Genomic DNA, 20866 nt, shown 5'->3' with positions numbered 1-20866 from the left:
AGTTAATCCTGAAACAGGTTAAAGGTCAAAGCCCAGGTGAACCCCCAGCTTCTGGGCAATCAGCTTATTGATGCGGGCCTTTACTTCCGGGATCCGGACACTTTCCAGTACGTTATTGGCAAATGCATACATAAGCAGTGCCGCCGCCTCCTTCTTTGGGATTCCTCTGGACTGCAGGTAAAATAAGGCGTCTTCATCCAACTGACCTATGGTGCAACCGTGGGAACAACGGACATCATCGGCAAAAATCTCAAGCTGTGGCTTGGTATTGACTGTTGCTTTGTCGCTGATCAGCAGGTTGTTGTTCTGCTGGAAAGCATTGGTCTTCTGCGCTATCTTGTCCACTATGATCTTGCCGTTGAATACACCGGTAGACTTTTCCCCGAAGATGCCTTTGTAATCCTGGTGGCTTTCACAGTTGGGTTTCTGGTGATGGACAAGGGTATGATGGTCTACATGTTGTTTTTCACCCAGGATGGTTACCCCTTTCAGGGTGGATTCAATGCGTTCCCCATCCTGATAGAAGTTGAGGTTGTTGCGACTCAGTTTCCCTCCGAAGGAAAAGGTGTGTACGCTTACATTACTACCGTGTTTCTGGTCAATGTAGGTATTGTCGATCAGGGTAGCGGTCTTGCGGTCATTCTGAACCTTGTAATAATCCACGATGGCATTCTTGGCGGCAAAGATTTCCGTCACCGAATTGGTAAGCACTTCATTGGACGTTAAGCTCTGGTGCCTCTCCAATACCTGTAGTTCTGCGTTCTCCTCCGCAATAATGAGGTTTCTGGGCTGTAATAAAAGAGAAGCCTCATTCCCTGTTGAAAAATGCAGGATTTCCACAGGTTTCCTCGGGGCCTTATTCTTAGGGATGTAGATATAGGCGCCTTCCCGTGTAAATGCGGTATTTAAGGAAGTTAGCGAATCTTCTCCTCTGGCGGCCTTATTGAAATACACATCGATAATGGGCTTGTACATCGGTTTGGAGATGGCTGAACTCATCAGGCATATATCCACCCCGTCATGTGTTGTTTCGGAAAGATAGGAACTGTAGATACCGTCAATAAATACGATTTTATAAGTATCTATCTCGTGCAGGAAATATTTCTTTACGTCCTTGTATTCAATAGTGTTTTCCTCTTTTGGGAAAATACTGAAGTCTACTTTCTGAATAGGAGCAAGGGAAGTATATTTCCAGGCTTCCATTTTTTTATGTGGAAAGCCTTTTACTTCAAAATTCTTAATGGCTTCTGAGCGAATGTCATGAACGGGGTTGTCTATGTCCACCTCGTTTTCGAAAGCCATAAAAGAAGCCAGTAATTTTTCTTTTAAATCCATTTTCTCGTGCTTATGCTTCTTCTGTTACTACAGGTTTACAGGACAGCTTCCTGCTTGATCCAGTCATAGCCTTTTTCCTCCAGTTCTACTGCAAGTTCCTTGCTGCCGGATTTGACTATTTTCCCGTTGTGCAGTACATGTACAAAATCGGGTACGATATATTCCAGTAATCGCTGGTAATGCGTAATAACGATAACGGCGTTGTCTTTGCTCTTGAGCTTGTTGACTCCATTGGCTACAATGCGAAGTGCATCAATATCCAGTCCGGAATCCGTTTCGTCCAAAATGGCCAGTTTGGGCTCGAGCATGGCCATCTGGAAAATCTCATTTCGCTTTTTCTCTCCTCCGGAAAAACCTTCGTTGAGAGAACGCGAGAGGAATTTTCGGTCAATCTCCAGCATTTCTGCCTTTTCCCTGATACGTTTCAGCATCTGGTTGGCGGGCATCTCCGGAAGCCCCTGAGCTTTGCGGGTCTCGTTGATGGCTGTTTTCATAAAGTTGGTTACCGTAACCCCGGGAATTTCCACAGGGTACTGGAATGAGAGGAAAATCCCCTTATGTGCCCTTTCTTCAGGAGCCACTTCTTCCAGGTCCTCTCCTTCAAGCAGTATTTTGCCTTTGGTAACTTCAAACTCTTCCTTCCCTGCAATAACCGAGGCCAGGGTGCTTTTACCAGAGCCGTTCGGGCCCATAATGGCATGTACTTCACCTGGATTCACTTCCAGGTTGATACCTCTTAGGATTTTTTTGTCTTCAACTCCTGCGTGCAGGTTTTTGATCTTTAACATATTCTTTATTTTAATAATCTGGAGACTTGTACTTTTTTTAAATTATTTGGCTTATCCAACAGAACCTTCTAAACTGATCTCAAGCAGTTTCTGGGCTTCCACTGCAAATTCCATGGGCAGCTTGTTCAGCACTTCCTTGCTGAATCCATTAACGATAAGCGCGATGGCTTTTTCGGTGTCAATTCCACGCTGGTTACAGTAAAAGATCTGGTCTTCGCCTATCTTACTGGTAGTGGCTTCGTGCTCTACCTGTGCTGTTTTGTTTTTGGCCTCTATGTAGGGGAAGGTATGAGCTCCGCATTCATTCCCCATCAGCAGGGAATCGCACTGCGAAAAGTTCCGGGCATTTTCTGCCCTGCTGCCAATCTGAACCAGCCCCCTGTAGGAATTCTGTGATTTTCCGGCCGAAATCCCCTTCGAAATAATGGTACTTCGGGTATTTTTTCCCAAATGTATCATCTTGGTACCTGTATCTGCCTGTTGAAAATTGTTGGTGACCGCTATGGAATAAAATTCCCCTATGGAATTATCCCCCTTCAGGATACAGGATGGATATTTCCAGGTGATGGCCGAACCGGTTTCCACCTGAGTCCAGGAAATTTTGGCATTGCGCTCGCATAGCCCTCTTTTGGTTACAAAATTGTAAACCCCTCCTTTTCCCTGGTTATCTCCGGGATACCAGTTTTGTACAGTGGAATATTTGATTTCGGCATTGTCAAGGGCAATGAGTTCTACCACTGCGGCGTGCAACTGGTTTTCATCCCGGGAAGGTGCAGTACAGCCCTCAAGATAGCTCACATAACTTCCTTCGTCTGCAATTACTAATGTGCGTTCAAACTGCCCTGTTCCGGCCTGGTTGATCCGGAAATAAGTAGATAGCTCCATGGGGCAACGGACCCCTTTCGGGATGTAACAGAAAGACCCGTCTGAAAATACTGCTGAGTTAAGGGCGGCATAGAAGTTATCCCGTTGGGGAACTACTGAGCCGATATATTTTTTTACAAGTTCCGGATGCTCTTTTATAGCCTCCGAGATCGAACAAAAGATAATGCCCTTTTCGGCAAGTGTTTTCTTAAAAGTAGTGGCAACGGAAACGGAGTCCATTACGATATCTACGGCTACCCCGGCCAGTTTTTTCTGCTCTTCAATCGAAATCCCCAGCCTTTTAAAGGTGTCCAGCAATTCCGGGTCTACTTCGTCCAGGCTTTCGTATTTCGGTTTTTTGTTGGGGGCGGAGTAATATGAAATATTTTGAAAATCCGGTTTGGTGTAGTGGATGTTGGCCCATTCCGGTTCTGTCATTTCCTTCCAGTAGCGAAAGGATTCCAGCCGCCACTTGGTCATCCAGTCCGGTTCCTCTTTTTTCTTGGAAATTGCAATAACGATCTCCTCGTTCAACCCCTTTGGAAAGGTGTCCGATTCAATATCTGTATAGAAGCCGTACTCGTACTCTTTGGTTTCGAGTTCTTTTTTTAATTCTTCTTCTGTATATGCCATCCTAACTTTTCTTTTTTCTTTTACCCGCTCTAAGACCGTCTGAGAGGCTATCTCTCAGGGCTTTTTATAGTGAGAAACTCTCACCGCAGCCACAGGTGCGCTGCGCATTTGGATTATTAAAAACAAAACCCTTCCCGTTCAGCCCTCCTGAATATTCCAGGGTAGTGCCTATCAGGTACAGAAAACTTTTTTTGTCTACAATTATCCTTACGGAATTGTCTTCAAATACCTTGTCCGATTCGTCAAGCTGCTTGTCAAAGCGCAGTTCGTAAGAAAGGCCACTGCATCCCCCGCTTTTAACCCCAACGCGAACGTAATCCGTTTTGGCGTCGTAGCCCTCTTCCTGCATCAGCGTGATGACCCTCTGCTTAGCCGTTTCCGATACTTTGATCATCTTTAATTGGATTTATTCTAAATAGTTTACAAATATAGTAAGTACAGCGCATTTTAACACTATTCCTAACATTATTATAACGTATGGGAGTATTATATTTCTCTATGGGTTCGGGGGGTTTCCGCTTTGGATTTTATGGGATTCCGGAAGCCTTACGAATAAGAAAGAAGCCACTATTGATATCATTAACCGGGATGTTTCCACTGTTGAAGTAAGGATAAACACTCCAAACCCCGTCAAAGCTGGGCCCGTCATTAGCCGGATAGGTATCAAAAAATCCTTCTTCTGCGATGCTTTGTCCGCCAATACCGCTGATATCAATTACCCGAAGCCCGGCCGTATAGTTTGACAAGTAAAGAAGATTTCCACGGACATAGAGGTTATGGTCTACGGCCCTCGTGGGGCCTGAATAACTAAAGAAAAGCTGAGGATTATCCAGATCTGTAAAATCGAAAACCAGGGTCCTGGAATTAAAGCCCAACGACCTTTCATCCGACTCGTCCCCAAGGATAAAGTACTGCTGGTCTTCCGTAAACCATCCCTGGTGTGGATATCCCATGTTGGGATAGGCTATAGTGGCTATAGTCACAGGTTGGGCAGGGTCTGTAATATCTGCAATTACCACCCGGGTTTCATTGGCGCCGATCAGGATCTCACGCCCGGTATAATCCGGATCCGGTCCGGAATATGTAACTATCTGGGCATCGTGGGTATAACCATTGGCGGAAAACCCACCGGCAGCCTGAGGGTTGGCCGGGTCGCTGAGGTCTATAAAATGGGGCCCTCCCGAAAAAGTGCTGGTGCCTACTGCTGCGGCCAGGCCTGTTTCTTCATTGATAACAATATTGTGAGCACTGCCAAAGCCGGTATAGATGTTGGTTGCCGAAAAGCTTTGAGGCGGGCCGCTGAGACCCCGTAGCTGGGTAAGGTCAAAAACCTGCATCCCATGATCATCAGCTTCAGACACTATATAGGCAAAATTTTGATATATCTTTATGTCTCTCCAGATTCTTCTAGGACCTCCAGTGTTAGTCGGCAGTTTGCCCAGATAAGAAGGGTTTTCCGGATCTGCCAGCGAGATAAAGGCAGTACCATTGTCCAAACCTACGAGAGCGTATTCCGTGCCGTCAGCCGGATCGGTCCAGCCCCAGATATCATTTCCAGACTGTGCATTCAGACTGCTGAGGCTTATATGAGATACCAGGTCGTAACCGTCACAGGGATAGTTTCCGGCCATGCCGTTTTCACAGGGGGTGAGGTTTCCAACCACATCCACAGGAGGATCCGGGAAGTTATTATCCGGCTCAAAAGAGTTGTCCTCTTTTGAACAGGCGAACAGGAGCATGGTCAGTATAGCCGCAAAAAAGCTCCCTGCCAAGGGCTTAATTCTTCTCATCTGCTGATTTTTTACCTAAAGATATACTATAATAACGATCCTTCTTACTTTTGCGGTATGTTTGAAAACAAAGATTCCGAACGAACCAATCTCGAACAGCTCGGAGAGTTTGGCCTGATCGATCACCTTACCCGAAACCTGAAGCCCCTGCAGCAGGGGACCATAAAAGGTATTGGGGATGATGCAGCCATACTTGAATTTAAAAAAGAGCAGGTAGGTGTCAGTACAGATATGTTGGTAGAAGGGGTTCATTTTGACCTGGGGTATACCCCTTTAAAACATCTAGGCTATAAGGCTGTTGTGGTAAACTTAAGCGATATCTACGCAATGAATATGCAGCCTACCCAGCTTACCATATCCCTGGCGGTATCCAATCGGTTTCCCCTGGAGGCGCTGGAAGAACTGTACGAAGGAATTACCCTGGCCAGCCAGATCTACGGGGTGGACGTGGTTGGAGGAGACACCACCTCTTCCAATAAAGGCCTCATTATCAGCGTAACGGCCATCGGACAGGGGCAAAAAGAAAATGTTGTTTACCGCAAGGGCGCAAAGGAAAACGACCTGCTGGTACTCAGCGGGGATCTGGGAGGGGCCTATATGGGCCTGCAGGTACTCAAACGCGAACAGGAAGTTTTTAAAGTGAATCCCCAGCATCAGCCAGACCTGGAACCCTATAGTTATTTGGTGGAGCGGCAATTGAAACCGGAAGCCCGGAAAGATATTGTCGAATTGCTCGCTGCACTGGATGTACACCCCACTTCCATGATCGATATCAGCGATGGCCTGTCGTCTGAAATACTGCACCTCTGTAAATCCGGCGCCGTTGGCTGCAATGTATACGAGGAGAAAATACCGTTGGACCCCATGGTCATTTCGGCCTGTGAGGAATTTAAACTGGACGGCAGCCTGGTGGCTTTAAGCGGTGGGGAAGACTATGAATTACTCTTTACTATAGATCAAAAAGAATTCCCGAAAATTAAGGGTAATCCAAACCTGACCGTAGTGGGGCATATAACGGATCAGGCTTCAGGGGCACACCTCATTTCCAGGAATGGCTCTAGCATCCCTTTAACTGCTCAGGGATGGAATGCTTTCGGACAGCAGTGATCAGGCTACCTGATGATGCGCTTCCGGATGTCTTTTCTGATAAATATGTTCCAGGGTTTCGTTGATCTCTTTCAATTCAGGAGTGAGAATGGAGAGGTTTCCGCTAACATCCGTAGTAACTTGTTTCCCGCAGTGAACGCAGGAGTATTCTTTGATGTGTGAAGTAACCTTTCTCGAGACCGAGTAGTGGTGGCCGAAGATGGAGCAAAACAGTTTCTTCATAACAGTAGGTTTTAGGGTTCATGGGGACTCCGGCTTTGAGGATACCGGAAGACCATGGGGTTATATTAATTGTTGTTTTACGCTTCTATAAAGAACTCAACGAAAGGACTTACGCATTTATTGAGCAACTCAGATGTTTTTTTAAATATTTTCGACAAACAACTTCTTTTTTTCTCGGGTTGAGTATCTTTTGACCCTTCTACGGTAACATAAAAAACAGATTTGTAAATTCCAAATGGGAAAAAGATCTCAGCTTATTCTGGCCCTGGCCCTGTTCTCACTTTTTTTTGGAGCCGGAAACCTGATCCTTCCGCCACAGCTCGGTTACCGGGCAGGAGACTCCTGGTGGCTGGTGGTTCTGGGGTTTTGTCTATCAGCAGTTTTGATTCCCATGCTTGGCATCCTGGCCCATGCAAGACTACAGGGTGGGATGTTTGCTTTTGCCAAAAAGGTTTCCAGCCGTTTTAGCCTGGGCTATTGTTTCCTGGTTTACGGCATATCCATTGCGCTGCCGGCACCCAGGACAGCTTCGGTTACACACGAAATGGCCATAGGGCCTTATCTGGGGAGCAGCCCGCTCTGGACCAGCCTGTTCTATTTCGGTCTGGTATTTGTATTTGTGTTGAATCGATCCCGGATCAGCTCGCTAATCGGGAAATGGCTTACGCCTATAATATTGTTGGTGTTACTCGCCCTGATTGGAAATATTGTCTTTGATTTTACAGGAGGCCTTGAAAGAGGGGTGCTTGAGGCCCCCTTCTCCGAAGGGATCCTGGAAGGGTATCAGACCTTCGATGCAATTGGGGCAGTGGTGGTTGGAGGGGTTATTCTGATATCCCTGAACCTTGAAGCACCTGAGCTGGACGCAAAGCAGCGTTTCCGGCAGATTTCTGGTGCAGGCTGGCTGGCGGGGGCAGGCTTGCTTATTCTTTATACCGGCCTGGTTCTGTCGGGAGCTCTGATTCATTCTGATTTAAACGGGACAGAATCCCGAACGGAAATCCTAAGAATGCTCAGCGAACTGGCCCTGGGAGGCAATGGAAACCTTTTCCTGAGTATTTTAATAAGTTTAGCCTGCTTTACCACTGCGGTTGGGATTGTAACGGGAACTGCCGATTTTGTAAGTTCCCGTTTTGGGAATTCCGGGCTGGCCTACAAACTTACGGCCCTTATAGCGTCCTTATTAGGTGTAATTATGGGGCAGCTGCCGGTAGACTACATTATCCTGGTGGCCTTGCCTGCTCTTATGTTTATCTATCCCCTTACAATCGTATTGATTCTCTTAAATGTTTTACCGAATTCCTGGACTCCGGCCCCTGTTTTCAGAGCAGTGGTTTTTACGACCCTGCTGTTTAGCGTGCCCGATTTTTTGGCCACCATAGGCTTCGATTCTCTCAGGGAGTCTTTAGGGGATAGTATACCGCTGATGCAATATCAATTGAGCTGGGTCTTGCCGGCAATGCTGGTTTTTGCAGTATTTCATTTAGTATTTGCTAAAACCAGCCAGGTGAAACCTTAAAAGGTATTTTCAGAGCTCATCTGTAAACTGTAATTTTACTGCGTTTAAAAGAACCCATGGCAGAGTATTACAACTATATAAAGTCTCTTCACCTCATCTTCGTCGTAACCTGGTTTGCAGGTCTTTTTTATATGCCCCGCCTGTTTATCTATCATATTGAGGCAGCCGAAAAAACTGAACCACAAGCCGGCTTGCTCACAGCGCAATTTCGAATTATGGAGAAGCGCTTGTGGCAAATCATTACCTGGCCATCGGCCATACTCTGTACTTTAAGTGCCCTGCTCCTGTTATGGATCATGCCGGATTGGCTTAGTCAGACCTGGATGCAGATAAAACTTGGGTTTATTTTGCTGCTGATTGCCTACCACCTGAAAACACATCAGATGTACCGGCAATTTCAGAAAGATACTTTCAGTTATACTTCCAACTTTATGCGCATTTGGAATGAAGGGGCTACACTGGTTCTTTTTGCCGTAGTATTCCTGGCGGTTCTCAAACACCAGCTTCAATGGGTGTACGGCCTGCTAGGCCTGATTTTACTCGCACTTATCCTGATGCTCGGAATACGCTTATACAAGCGGATGCGTAAGCAATAATAATCTTCCCGCAGAGGGTTGTTTGAGGCGGCCAATCCTCAAAATACTTTGGTGTGATTATTGCTATCTTTACGGGTAAAACCGTCAATATTGTTCTCCAAACTATCTCTTCGGTCCCGGATTTTCTTCTCCATGATCCTTCTGGTGCTGATTGCATCCATTCTGATAGCCGGGGTAACGGTTTATCAATACAAAGAACAATCAAAAGACTACCATGAGGTCCGCCTGGAGCGGAAAGAGGATCAGATCAAACAGGCCATAATCTATACCCTGCAGCGCACAACCTATCCGGTTACCACAGCCAACCTGGGCCTTATCTTCAAGGACGAAATATACCGGATCGCAGACATTGAAAATGTCAATTTCAATATATACGACCTGGAAGGCCAGCTTGTTAAAAGTTCCCGTCCCAAATTCAATAACGACTCCATCTCCAAATGCCTGGATTACCATATTCTGGACCGGCTCAAAAACAGTCCGGATAAACGATATGTGGAGGATAATGTAGCTGCCGGGGATAAATACCAGGCCTCCTATATTTATATAACCGATAATCGTTTTAAGCCAATCGGGATACTAAATATCCCATACTTCCAGGACAATTCCTTTAACGATATGGAACTGAAGGAATTCCTGATGCGCCTGGGCGGGGTATATCTGATCATGTTTATGATTGCAATTTCACTTGCTTATTTCATTTCAAAATACATTACGCGCTCCCTGCAGACTATTTCGGATAAACTGAACCAAACCCGGCTTGCCAAAACCAACGAAAGGATTTTTATTGAAGACACCAGCGAAGAAATCTCGAAACTGGTGGAATCCTATAATGGAATGATAGATGAACTGGAGATGAGTGCGGCTAAGTTGGCCAGAAGCGAACGGGAGCAGGCCTGGAGGGAAATGGCCAAACAGGTGGCTCACGAGATTAAAAACCCCCTGACCCCCATGCGCCTGAGCGTACAGAGTTTCCAGCGAAAATTTGACCCTGCGGACCCGATGGCAGCTACCAAGATCGAAGAATTTTCAAAAACGCTGATACAGCAAATCGATACCCTCAGCAGCATCGCATCTGCTTTTTCAAATTTTGCAGAAATGCCAGCCCAGCAGAATGAGACCCTCAATGTGGTGAAGATTGTCAAACTGGCACTGGAAATATTCAACGAGCCTTATATCCACTTTATGTCGGAAGAAGAGCAGATTATTGTAAAGATGGACCGCACCCAGCTCATCCGCGTCATTACGAATTTGGTAAAAAACGCCATACAGGCCATTCCGGAGGTGAGTAATCCGCGAATTCTCGTTTCGGTTTCAACCGAAGGGGAGCTGGCCAAAATCTCTGTTGCGGATAACGGGATCGGGATTGACGATGCTTTCAGGGATAAAATTTTTGAACCTAAATTCACCACCAAATCAAGCGGGATGGGCCTCGGCCTGGGGATGGTTAAAACTATTGTGGAAAATTATCAGGGCCGAATTGATGTTACTTCACAAACCGGCAAAGGTTCTGTCTTTACGGTTCGTCTGCCAAAAGTTAAATCCAAATGATATACTATGAAATTACAGAATGTCCTAGTTGAAGAGGAAGGTGCAGTTGCACTGCTGTCAGTCCATCGCCCGGATAAATTAAATGCCTTAAACCGTTTAACCATACAGGAACTGCGCATGGCACTGGAGGATCTTGATTCAGATAAAGGGATCAGGGCCATAATCCTCAGGGGGAGTGGCCCCAAGGCTTTTGTTGCGGGAGCGGATATAGCTGAATTTGCTGCTTATGGAGAGCGGGAAGGACGCGAGCTGGCCCGTCTCGGGCAGGAAGAACTTTTTGATTATATAGAAAACCTTGGTACCCCGGTAATTGCAGCCGTAAATGGTTTTGCACTTGGCGGTGGCCTGGAGCTGGCTATGGCCTGTCATTTCAGGGTGGCCAGCACCAATGCCAAAATGGGCTTGCCGGAAGTTTCCCTGGGGGTTATCCCGGGCTATGGAGGAACCCAGCGCCTGCCCCAGCTGGTAGGAAAGGGGAGGGCTATGGAAATGATCATGACTGCCGGAATGATACCTGCGGAAAAGGCTTTGGAATACGGGCTGGTCAACCATCTGTGTACCCCTGAGGAATTAGAAGATTTTTGCTTTGAGCTCGCGCAGAAGATCGTGAAAAACTCACCTGTGGCCCTGTCATATGCAATAAAAGCTGTAAATGCAGGTTTAAGGAGTAGCGAGTCCGGCTATCAGGCGGAAATAGACGCCTTTGGCAAATGTTTTGGTACTGCGGATTTCAGGGAAGGGACTACTGCCTTTCTGGAAAAGCGCAAACCTGATTTCCCCGGCTCCTGAATCATTAATTTCTGACTTATGAGAAATGCGCTACTGCTCTTTCTGGGGATCCTGAATCTTTTGGTGTTAGGCGCCCAGGAAATGCCGCTGGAATACCGTTTCGGAGAAAAATATAACGATCGGTACAGATATTCCAACCTGCTTACCTTTGCAGAGACCCATTCAGGAGATAAGTTACTGGTCAGGGCCTATTATCAAGGTTTGATCCTGCGGCCCAAAGGCTATCTGATTGAGCGTTACAGCCCGGAACTTGAACTTTTAGATGAATTCAATTATAAACTGAAAGGAAAGGATTTTGTAGATGGGTTTGTGGCTAACGGCCAAATATACCTATTGTTCTTGTCTTATGACCCCGAGAAATTCCAATACGATTATACCATTCATCAAAGCCCGGTAGGGAATTATAATTTTCGCGAAAAAACGCTTTTGAGCATTCCCTCAGATTACGTAGAGAGCCCACTGGATAAGAACTATTACAATCGAAAATTTCGATCGGGTTTTTCCACAACGGTTCATTTTAATAAGTCCAGAACAGCTTTCGCTATCAGCCTGCATCACAAAAAGGGCAAAGATAACATGCACCGTATCCTGGTATACAACAATAACCTGGATAAGTTGTTTGATATCGATTTTTCCGCTGAGGTTGAAGAGAAGAATTACGCATTCGAGGAAATGGAGACCTCCCCGGACCTTTCACGGGTCTATCTGATGGGGAAAGCCTATTTCAAGAAAAGGCGATTTAAGGCAGACGAGCGCAAATTCCAGTATGAACTGCTGGCCCTTTCTGCCGGGGGCACGCAAACCCAGACCTTTGACCAGCCGGGAAAATTTTCAGAAGCCCTTAAGCCCCTGTGGCATAAGAATAAATTAATCTGTGTTGGGTTTTATGCTGACCGGAAAGACAATCGTTATAATGGCCTGGAATATTTTGAGTTGGATCCGGGATCGCTGAACATTGAAAAAAGCACCTTTAATCCGTTCACGGAACAATTTATGTTTGACAAGTTTGGCAAGTCGGACGATAAGGTTATAAAGAATCTGGTCTTTAAGGATGTCCGTTTTACGGATACTGGAGACCTGCTCTTTAATGCCGAAGAATATTTTGTGACCGAAAGTATGCAAACAAATGCCAGTGGTGGCCGGGTGAAGATTGAGCGTTTCCACCACAATGACATTGTAAGTGTAAAGCTCAATAGCCAGGGGAGGCTGGAATGGGCCCGAAACATCAACAAAACAGAGGTAACCCAGGGAGACGGGGCATATGCATCCTACAGCGCTTATACCAAAAATGGCCATACCTACTTCTTTATTTGTACCGCAGCTGAAAATCCGCAATTGCTCAATAAGGAACGACTGATTTTCAAGCAGGGACTTAGCCGGAACCGGAACGTCTTTGCCATAGAGCTGGACCCTCAGGGTAAAATGAGCTATGAGAAAATAATTGACCAGCAGGAAGCCAGGCTGCCCTTAATGGTTTCCAAACCCCTGGTGGATACCGCTGAAGAGACCCTTTATTTTTACGCTAAACGCGGGAGTAAAAAACAATTGGTTGCCGTTGCTGTTAAATAATTCAATTATTTGGTAATAATCCATAAATTTGGAAATATACCATATAATGAATGCAATCAAAAAAACGGATCAGGGGCAGGGGTGCCCAATTAAAGGGGGATAATAAATTTGAGGCCTTCAGCGAAGAAGAACTGGATTCCTTTCTGGAATACTGCAGACAGGAAGGGGAAGAGCCACGGAACAATCAAACCCAATACACAAGGGTTTTTCCAAAATCATTTATCAACAAGGTCAGCAGCCCGGATGTGGGCATGGAGTTCAGTGCCAATCCCTATCAGGGTTGCGAACACGGCTGCATTTACTGTTATGCCCGCAATTCTCATGAGTATTGGGGTTATACGGCCGGGCTCGATTTTGAAACGCGTATCCTCGTAAAGGAAAATGCCCCTGAACTCCTCGAAAGAGAACTCAGGCGAAAATCATGGAAGGCTGCCCCGGTGGTCCTTTCAGGCAATACGGACTGTTATCAGCCGGCAGAAAAACACTATAAGATTACCCGGGCCTGCCTTGAAGTATTTCTCAAATACAGACACCCGGTTGGTATCATAACCAAGAATGCACTCATACTGAGGGACCTGGACCTCCTTAAAAAACTTAACGAGCAGGGCTTGGTTGGCGTTCATGTATCGGTTACAACCCTTTCCGAAAATACCAGAAGGCTGCTGGAACCCCGTACGGCCAGTATCGCAAAAAGGCTTAAGACTATAAAGGTGCTTTCTTCTGCGGGTATCCCGGTTAATGCCATGCTGGCCCCGATTATCCCGGGAATTAACATCCATGAAATCATGCCCCTGGCTAAAGCCGTTTCAGAGCAGGGGGCGCTGTCTTTTGGCTTTACCGTGGTTCGTTTAAATGGCGCAATCGGCCAAATATTCACGGACTGGATTCAAAAGGCCATGCCCTTAAAAGCAGAAAAGGTTTTGGGTCAAATTCGCGCCTGTCACGGAGGTAGCCTTAACGATAGCCGGTTTGGTCTGCGAAATAAAGGGGAAGGCGAATTGGCCGATCAAATACGCCAGCTTGCCACGGTAGCGCGCAAACGCTACTTTTCCGACCGTAGTTTTCCCAGTCTGAATTGCAGTTTATTTGAAAGGTATCGCAGCGGGCAGTATAAGCTCTTTAACTGATTTCCCAACCTTTACGGTAGCTGCCCTTTACCCATTCATTGGCTTTTTCAAAATTCGTAACCCGCATATTGGCCCCATCCCAATGGATTTTTTTCCGACCGGGATATTCAAAAAAGGAACGGCCGTTTTCGTTTGTAACGCGGTTTTTGTACTGGTATGCGCGGATGGCCAGATTACCCATCAATACGGATTCGGTCAGCTTCCCGGCTTTTTCGAAATCTGAGGAAGTGGGCGTGCCGCTGAGGCACCCATCCACAAAATTCTGCTGGTGCCCCCCGGTACCTCCGGCTACTCTGGGCAACCTGGGTGCCGGCTTGTTAACCATGTCCATCAGGTCAGAAGGCAATAGACGTGCATTGCGCGAATAGGTGTCACATACGAGAATACCTTTAGTGCCGTAGAAAATGGAGCCGCCACCATTATCCCCTATGGTTTCCCCGTCTTTCAGTTCGTCCGGGAGGTCGGGTTTGAGACCCCCATCGTACCAGTTAAGTTCAATTTGGCCATGGGATTCTGTATCGAACTTGAGCCTGACAATAGAGGAAGAGGGGCAGGAAGCGCTGTAATCTGCTTCTACAAAATCTCCGACCCAGTTGGTGGTACAGCTTGCTTCAGCCTCTGTCGGGTAGCCTAACTCCAGAACGCTGAATGGGGTTTCCATTATATGGCATCCCATGTCGCCCAGCGCACCTGTTCCAAAATCCCACCAACCTCGCCACTTAAAGGGGAGGTATGACTCGTTGTAGTCCCTCATGGAGGCGGGGCCGAGCCACAAGTTCCAATCAAGCTCTTCGGGGATTGGGTCTTTGCCCTGTGGTAAAGGCACACCCTGTGGCCAAACCGGCCGGTTCGTCCAGCAGTCTACTTTCTTCACCTTCCCGATAATTCCTGAATCCAGCCATTCCCTGGCTTCACGGCTCCCATCGCTCGAGGCACCCTGATTTCCCATTTGGGTTACTATACCCTGTTCCCTTGCAACCTGTGTCATCAAACGGGCTTCTGCTATATTGTGGGTAAGCGGCTTTTCAACATATGCATGTTTTTTCTCGCGCATAAAGGGCAAGGCGATGGTTGCATGGGTGTGGTCCGGAGTGGCCACCATTATAGCATCTATATCTTTCAGGTGCTTATCATAAACCTGTCTGAAATCCTTGTAACGGGCAACGTTCTTATGTTTTTTGAAGGTACGTGCTGCTCTGCGTTCATCTACATCGCAGAGGGCCACATATTTCACTTTTTTGGTTTGATCCAGTCCTTCCATTACACCGGCACCCCGGCCACCCACACCAAAAGCTGCCATATATAAAGTATCACTGGGAGGGATATGTGTTTTCCCCAAAACGAAACTGGGAACGATGGTAAAAGCTGCAGATGAGGCTGCCGTATTCTTTATGAATTTTCTTCTGTCCATGGAGGTTTAAATTTAAGATCAGGAGGGAAGATACAAAATCTGAAAATTTTCTCGGAAGCAATCTTATAGCCCCCTGAGGGTTTAGCCGGCCCCGTTCCATTCTTTGTAAAACTGCTCCAGGTACTGGAGCATAAACTGATGCCGTTCTTCGGCCAGGCGTTTGCCTGTGGCGGTGTGCATACGGTCGCGGAGCAGCAATAATTTTTCGTAAAAGTGATTTATGGTTGGTCCCTTGGCGGCTTTGTATGCAGCTTTATCCATTTTTAAATTCGGGGCAATTTCGGGGTCGTAAAGCGTTCTGCCCGCATGTCCGCCATAATTGAATGCCCTGGCAATACCAATAGCCCCTATGGCATCCAGCCGGTCTGCATCGCGCACTACCTGCAATTCTTTGGAATTGTAGGATTTCTTTTTCTTTCCAAGGCTGTTTTTAAAGGAAATATGCCTGATAATCCGCACGATTTCTTTTCGTTCCTCCCGGGAGAGTTTAAGTTTCTTAAGGAATTTATTGGCTTTCTTTGGCCCTATTTTTTCATTCCCATCGTGGAATTTTGAGTCGGCAATATCATGCAAAAGGGCTGCCAGGCTCACAATACGCAAATTGACCTTTTCGTCTTTAGCGATCAGCAGCGTATTTCTGAATACCCGCTGTATATGGAACCAGTCATGCCCCCCTTCAGCTCCTTTCAGCTGTTTTTTAACATAGGCAATTGTTTTTTCTACGCGCTGGGGATCGGTCATTTGGATGGGGTTATTTTGGAGGTGATCAGGGCTTCAATCTCATTGATGGATTCCGGATTCAGGCTGGAAACAGAAATGGGCGGATGCATATAAAAATGAATCCGGGCCCCGAGACCGTGTGGGAATTTCCCATATCGGAGCATTTTCCAGGAATTGTTGATGGTTATGGGAAGGATCTGGGCAGAGGGAGCGTATTTGATTAACATGCTCAATCCAAAAGTGCGGAAAGGCTTGGGAGCCCCATCACGGCTTCTGGTGCCTTCCGGAAAAATAACAGCGGAGCGCCCTGTGGCTTCAATGTATTCTCCCATTTTGCGAAGTTCGCCCAGGGCCTGTTTGCGGTCCTTTCGATCAATCAACACGGATCCGCCATGGCGCAGGTTGAAGGATACACTTGGGATCCCTTTTCCAAGCTCCTTTTTACTGACGAATTTCGGATGGTATTTCCGCAGGTGCCAGATAATGGGAGGGATATCGTACATGCTCTGGTGATTCGCCACAATAATAAGGGGCCCCTGTTCGGGGAGTTTATCGGGCCAGTGAAAATTATAGGTAGTCCCCAAAAGATGGGTGCAGCGCATCAGGCACCAGTTTAAAAGGCAAACACTGTTTGTATGCGCCTGATATCCGAATACATTCAGGCATATCCACTGTATCGGATGGAACACCACCAGGCAGCATCCGAAGCAAATCAGATAAATCACAGTGAGCGGATATGCGAGAATCTTTAGAAACATTACTACAAAACTAAAAAACCGCACAAAAGTGGCGGTTTTTTATTTTAATAAGGTTGCAATTTTCAGTTGCAGAATTCGTCGTAAGCCTGCGTCAGGTTATCGGCGATCATTTCTGCCGGACGCCCTTCTATATGGTGGCGTTCAATCATATGTACCAGCTCTCCGTCTTTAAAAAGGCCCATACTGGGGGAAGAAGGAGGAAATGGTACCATCATATTGCGGGCAGCATCTACCGCTTCCGTGTCTACCCCTGCAAAAACGGTTACCAAACGGTCCGGGGTTTTAGAGTGCTGCAGGCTAATTTTGGCTGCCGGCCTTGCGTTGGCGGCGGCACATCCGCATACTGAATTTACAACAACCAGGATGGTTCCCGGTTGGGTTATGGCTTCTTTTACTGCCTCTGCGGTATATAGCTCCTCGAAACCTGCCGAAGCCAGATCTTCCCGCATGGGTTTTATTAATTCTGCTGGGTACATAGTAAAATTTTTTATTGGCGGTAGCAAAGGTATAAAACAAACGGCAGTATACCATAAGATATTGAAACCTGCCTGCAGGGGATAATCATTCTCAAAAAACTATCTTTGGCAAAAATTTTTTCAAATGATCAAATGGTTTGCAGCCATTTTGGGATATATGTTTTTCAGATTGCCCGGGGCTCTGCTGGGCTTTATCTTAGGAAGCCTCGTGGATGGCGTCGGGGGCCGGGGCCGGCAGGTATTTCAGGATTTCACCCGCACCCAGGTATCCCCTGCGGATTTTGAGTTAAACCTTCTTTCACTCTGTTCCCTTATTATAAAAGCAGATGGCAGGGTCAGCCAGCAGGAACTCGATTATGTTCGGCAATATTTCCTGAGCACTTATGGGAAAGAAAAAGCCAATGCCATATTCCGCACCTTCAATGAGGTCATCAAAAAAAGAGAAATATCCGCCCAGCGGATATGCCTGTATCTGAACCAGCGAACCCGCTATGAAGTGCGGCTGCAACTGGTGCATTTCCTTTTTGGGATCGCCAATGCGGATGGGCAGGTAAGTGCGGCAGAGGTAGCAAAGCTCCGTGAAATTGCGGGCTACTTAAGAATAAGTGGAAATGATTTTGAGAGCATACAGGCCATGTTCGTGGAAGCGGCAGATAATGCCTACAAGATCCTTGAAATAGACAGGTCTGCTAGCGATGCTGAGCTGAAACGCGCTTACCGGAATATGGCAAAAAAATATCACCCGGACCGCGTAAATACCCAGGATGAAGCTATTAAAAAGGGGGCGGAGGAGAAATTCAAGCAGGTACAAAAAGCCTATGAGCAAATTCAAAAAGAGCGCGGTCTTTAAATAAATGAATATGCAGGATTTCTGGTTTTACGGGGAGTTGGGGTTGTTTCACGTACTGGACCTACAGGGGTATGATCATGTGCTGTTCCTCATTGCACTGGCACTTCCCTTTGGATTCAGGCAATGGAAAAAATTACTGGGCCTTGCCACCCTTTTTACAATTGCCCACTGTCTTTCGCTGGGGCTGGCGGCTTTTGGGATAATAGCTGTAGACGCAGCAATTGTGGAGTTTTTAATCCCGGTAACCATCTTCCTCACTGCCCTTTTCAATCTGTTTCGAAACCTTGGGGAACAAGTTGAACTCGCATTCCGGGTGCACCTGTTCAGTACGGGCCTTTTCGGGCTCATTCATGGGCTGGGATTTTCAAATTACTTCCGTATGCTGATCTCCGGAAGTACTGAGAAAGCAATACCCCTGCTGGGTTTTGCGGCAGGAATTGAACTGGCCCAGCTACTGGTATTATGCCTGGTCCTGTCTGTATCTTTGCTGGCTCTGGACCTTTTGGGAGTACGAAAAAAAGCCTACTTATGGGGGATCAGCATTCTCATTTTAGGTATTTCTGCCATGCTGGCCTACCAGGCCTGGCCCGCCTGATTTTCACTTAAAATTAACCTCAATGTGGTTGTCTGGGCCAAAGAAAGCCGGTATCTTAGTAAACCCGTGTACCAAAATATCCCATACTCCGTTAATTAGATAAGCGTGAATCCGAAAAAACAAGCAAAATACGACCGGGCCTATTTGAGAATGGCCCACGAATGGGGAAAGCTCTCTTATTGTAAAAGAAAACAGGTGGGGGCAATAATCGTTAAAGACCGGATGATAATTTCTGACGGCTACAACGGGACACCCACTGGCTTTGAAAATTTCTGTGAGGATGATGCCGGATACACTAAATGGTATGTTTTGCATGCCGAGGCAAATGCCATATCAAAGGTAGCATCATCAACCCAGTCTTGTGAAGGGGCGACTTTATATATTACCCTTTCGCCCTGCAGGGAATGCAGTAAACTGATCCACCAGTCCGGAATCAAAAGGGTGGTTTATCAGAAGGCCTATAAGGACGGATCTGGCTTGCGATTTCTGGAGCGGGCCGGAGTTGCTTTGAAACACCTGCCGGTGGATGATGCCTCTATGGCAGTAAATAAAGATTGAATTGAAAAAGAATTATTACTTGGGGCCCCTTGTTGTAGCCATTTCTCTCGCTTTGGGAATATTGGTAGGGGGAAAACTGAACTTTAACGATACCCCCGAGAAGCTCTTCAGCACCAATTCCAAAAAAGACAAGCTCAACCGGCTTATCGATTATATCGACTATGAATACGTGGACGAAGTGAACACGGATAGCATCGTGGATGTAACCGTCAACAATATACTGGACAAACTGGACCCTCATTCGGTTTACATCCCCAAATCGGAAATGAAGCGGGTAGCGGAAAACATGAAGGGGGATTTTGTGGGGATAGGAATTAACTTTTACACCTCAAGGGATACCATAACGGTTGCCCGGACCATTAAGGGAGGGCCCAGCTCAAAGATAGGTATCCGGCCCGGAGATAAGATTCTTATAGCAGACCAGGATACGCTTTTCGGGAAGGGCCTTGCCGATGACTTCATTGTGAATCGCCTTAAAGGCAGGGAGGGAAGTTATGTAAGCTTAACGGTATACCGAAAATCTGAAGACCGCATGTTTTCGGTCAGACTGAAAAGGGACAGGGTTCCCTTAAGGAGCATAGATGCCTATTATATGCTCACCCCGGAAATGGGGTACATCCGTATGAATCGTTTTGCGGAATCCACTTTTGAAGAATTTAAGGATGCCTTATCAGACCTCAAAAAACAGGGGGCTGAAAAACTGACCCTGGACCTGAGGGATAATCCAGGAGGCTACCTCAATATAGCCGAGCAGATAGCGGATGCCTTTCTCCCTAAAGGCAAGCTTATTTTGTTTACCAAAAATAAGAAAGGGCAGATTGATGAAATCTATGCGTCTTCCAAAGGAGGTTTTGAAAATCGTCCCGTATATGTCCTGATCAATGAAAGATCTGCCTCTGCTTCCGAAATTATTGCGGGCGCCCTGCAGGATAATGATATAGGCACCATAGTGGGCAGGCGTTCCTTTGGTAAAGGCCTGGTACAGCGTGAAATGGAATTAGGGGATGGCTCAGCTGTTCGCCTGACGGTATCGCGTTATTATACGCCCACGGGAAGGTCTATACAGCGTACGTACGAGAACGGGACTGAGGATTATTACGAAAAGTTCACACAGCGTTACCACAACGGGGAATTGCTTTCTGTAGACAGCATTAAGGTGGCAGACTCCCTGAAGTTTACCACTCCAAAAGGAAAAACCGTCTATGGGGGTGGAGGAATAATCCCGGATGTATTTGTGCCCATTGGAACCAATGAGGAGGAAGCGATATCCGCTTTGGACGGAAGGGGCTATTTTTCCCGTTTTGCCTTTCTGCATCTGGAAAAGGATCGCAGGCGCTATGAGGACTATGATCCGGATTCCTATTACAGGGAATTCAGGGTGGATGATATTTTGTTTGACGAGCTCATAGAATTTCTGACCCGTTACAATTTTAAGATCAACTTTTACGATTACGAGGAACGGCTGAAACTGTATATTAAAGCAGCTATTGCGGAACAGTTGTTTTCCCCAGATTTTAAGGCGAAGATACTGGCTCCTTCTGACGCCATGCTCGAAACGGTCAAACAACTGGACACCCCGGATATACGGCCGGCTTCCCCCGATGCGTAAAC

Annotated in this window: 21 protein-coding genes; 11 read left to right on the top strand and 10 right to left on the bottom strand. The window is 46.6% G+C overall.

The window, feature by feature from the left end:
- Nucleotides 1-18 precede the first annotated feature (18 nt).
- From sufD to ACT6NV_RS05400, 5 genes are all read right to left on the bottom strand, one after another.
- Entirely contained in the window at nt 19-1335 is a 1317-nt protein-coding gene (sufD, locus tag ACT6NV_RS05420) for a Fe-S cluster assembly protein SufD (protein WP_445386241.1), read from the bottom strand.
- Nucleotides 1336-1370: 35 nt separating this feature from the next.
- Complete coding sequence (sufC, locus tag ACT6NV_RS05415) at nt 1371-2123, bottom strand: Fe-S cluster assembly ATPase SufC (protein ID WP_445386240.1); 753 nt, start codon at nt 2121-2123, stop codon at nt 1371-1373.
- A gap of 51 nt (nt 2124-2174) precedes the next feature.
- Nucleotides 2175-3620 carry a Fe-S cluster assembly protein SufB gene (sufB, locus tag ACT6NV_RS05410; protein ID WP_445386239.1) on the bottom strand — a complete coding sequence of 482 codons (1446 nt, stop codon included), beginning with the start codon at nt 3618-3620 and terminating at the stop codon, nt 2175-2177.
- A 64-nt stretch (nt 3621-3684) separates the two neighbouring features.
- The gene (locus ACT6NV_RS05405; protein WP_445386238.1) at nt 3685-4014 is read right to left on the bottom strand and encodes a HesB/IscA family protein; all 330 of its coding nucleotides are present in this window, start codon (nt 4012-4014) and stop codon (nt 3685-3687) included.
- Nucleotides 4015-4147: 133 nt separating this feature from the next.
- A complete protein-coding gene (locus ACT6NV_RS05400) occupies nt 4148-5410 on the bottom strand; it encodes a choice-of-anchor B family protein (protein ID WP_445386237.1) in 1263 nt (420 codons plus the stop codon).
- Nucleotides 5411-5467: 57 nt separating this feature from the next.
- Between ACT6NV_RS05400 and thiL the strand changes: the two genes are divergently transcribed.
- Nucleotides 5468-6517, top strand: coding sequence for a thiamine-phosphate kinase (gene thiL, locus ACT6NV_RS05395; RefSeq protein WP_445386236.1), 1050 nt, complete (start codon nt 5468-5470; stop codon nt 6515-6517).
- On the opposite strand, the gene ACT6NV_RS05390 is transcribed toward thiL, so the two are convergent.
- Nucleotides 6518-6739, bottom strand: a complete 222-nt coding sequence (locus ACT6NV_RS05390) for a hypothetical protein (RefSeq protein ID WP_445383446.1) — start codon at nt 6737-6739, stop codon at nt 6518-6520.
- A 235-nt stretch (nt 6740-6974) separates the two neighbouring features.
- Here ACT6NV_RS05390 and brnQ point away from each other — a divergent pair, with 235 nt between their 5' ends.
- The 6 genes from brnQ (at nt 6975) to ACT6NV_RS05360 (ending at nt 13887) form a co-directional block, all read left to right on the top strand.
- Entirely contained in the window at nt 6975-8258 is a 1284-nt protein-coding gene (gene brnQ / locus ACT6NV_RS05385) for a branched-chain amino acid transport system II carrier protein (RefSeq protein WP_445386235.1), read from the top strand.
- A gap of 56 nt (nt 8259-8314) precedes the next feature.
- A complete protein-coding gene (locus ACT6NV_RS05380; RefSeq protein ID WP_445386234.1) occupies nt 8315-8854 on the top strand; it encodes a CopD family protein in 540 nt (179 codons plus the stop codon).
- Nucleotides 8855-8986: 132 nt separating this feature from the next.
- Nucleotides 8987-10402 carry a sensor histidine kinase gene (locus tag ACT6NV_RS05375; protein ID WP_445386671.1) on the top strand — a complete coding sequence of 472 codons (1416 nt, stop codon included), beginning with the start codon at nt 8987-8989 and terminating at the stop codon, nt 10400-10402.
- A 6-nt stretch (nt 10403-10408) separates the two neighbouring features.
- Nucleotides 10409-11191 (top strand): enoyl-CoA hydratase/isomerase family protein, encoded by a 783-nt coding sequence (locus ACT6NV_RS05370; protein ID WP_445386233.1) that lies wholly within the window; start codon nt 10409-10411, stop codon nt 11189-11191.
- Between the two features lie 18 nt (nt 11192-11209).
- Nucleotides 11210-12760 (top strand): hypothetical protein, encoded by a 1551-nt coding sequence (locus ACT6NV_RS05365; protein WP_445386232.1) that lies wholly within the window; start codon nt 11210-11212, stop codon nt 12758-12760.
- 50 nt (nt 12761-12810) lie between these two features.
- Complete coding sequence (locus tag ACT6NV_RS05360; protein WP_445386231.1) at nt 12811-13887, top strand: PA0069 family radical SAM protein; 1077 nt, start codon at nt 12811-12813, stop codon at nt 13885-13887.
- Here ACT6NV_RS05360 and ACT6NV_RS05355 read toward each other — a convergent pair.
- The 4 genes from ACT6NV_RS05355 to ACT6NV_RS05340 all read right to left on the bottom strand — a co-directional run bounded on the left by ACT6NV_RS05355 (nt 13880) and on the right by ACT6NV_RS05340 (nt 17252).
- Complete coding sequence (locus ACT6NV_RS05355) at nt 13880-15298, bottom strand: Gfo/Idh/MocA family protein (RefSeq protein WP_445386230.1); 1419 nt, start codon at nt 15296-15298, stop codon at nt 13880-13882. The genes ACT6NV_RS05360 and ACT6NV_RS05355 overlap by 8 nt on opposite strands.
- An 81-nt stretch (nt 15299-15379) precedes the next feature.
- Nucleotides 15380-16039, bottom strand: a complete 660-nt coding sequence (locus tag ACT6NV_RS05350) for an HD domain-containing protein (protein ID WP_445386229.1) — start codon at nt 16037-16039, stop codon at nt 15380-15382.
- Complete coding sequence (locus tag ACT6NV_RS05345; protein ID WP_445386228.1) at nt 16036-16776, bottom strand: lysophospholipid acyltransferase family protein; 741 nt, start codon at nt 16774-16776, stop codon at nt 16036-16038. Before ACT6NV_RS05345 ends, ACT6NV_RS05350 begins: the two co-directional genes overlap by 4 nt.
- A 62-nt stretch (nt 16777-16838) precedes the next feature.
- Nucleotides 16839-17252 (bottom strand): BrxA/BrxB family bacilliredoxin, encoded by a 414-nt coding sequence (locus ACT6NV_RS05340; protein WP_445386227.1) that lies wholly within the window; start codon nt 17250-17252, stop codon nt 16839-16841.
- A gap of 124 nt (nt 17253-17376) precedes the next feature.
- On the opposite strand from ACT6NV_RS05340, the gene ACT6NV_RS05335 reads away from it, so the two are divergent.
- From ACT6NV_RS05335 to ACT6NV_RS05320, 4 genes are all read left to right on the top strand, one after another.
- On the top strand, nt 17377-18102 hold the full coding sequence (locus tag ACT6NV_RS05335) for a TerB family tellurite resistance protein (protein WP_445386226.1): 726 nt from the start codon (nt 17377-17379) through the stop codon (nt 18100-18102).
- A 10-nt stretch (nt 18103-18112) separates the two neighbouring features.
- Entirely contained in the window at nt 18113-18697 is a 585-nt protein-coding gene (locus tag ACT6NV_RS05330; protein ID WP_445386225.1) for a HupE/UreJ family protein, read from the top strand.
- A gap of 105 nt (nt 18698-18802) precedes the next feature.
- On the top strand, nt 18803-19255 hold the full coding sequence (locus ACT6NV_RS05325; RefSeq protein ID WP_445386224.1) for a deoxycytidylate deaminase: 453 nt from the start codon (nt 18803-18805) through the stop codon (nt 19253-19255).
- 1 nt (nt 19256) lies between these two features.
- Nucleotides 19257-20864 carry a S41 family peptidase gene (locus ACT6NV_RS05320; RefSeq protein ID WP_445386223.1) on the top strand — a complete coding sequence of 536 codons (1608 nt, stop codon included), beginning with the start codon at nt 19257-19259 and terminating at the stop codon, nt 20862-20864.
- The last annotated feature ends 2 nt before the right edge of the window (nt 20865-20866 follow it).

This window comes from Robiginitalea insularis (assembly GCF_052497835.1).
The sequence above is the reverse complement of the archived record's forward strand: the minus strand, read 5'-3'. Positions and strand labels throughout refer to the sequence as shown.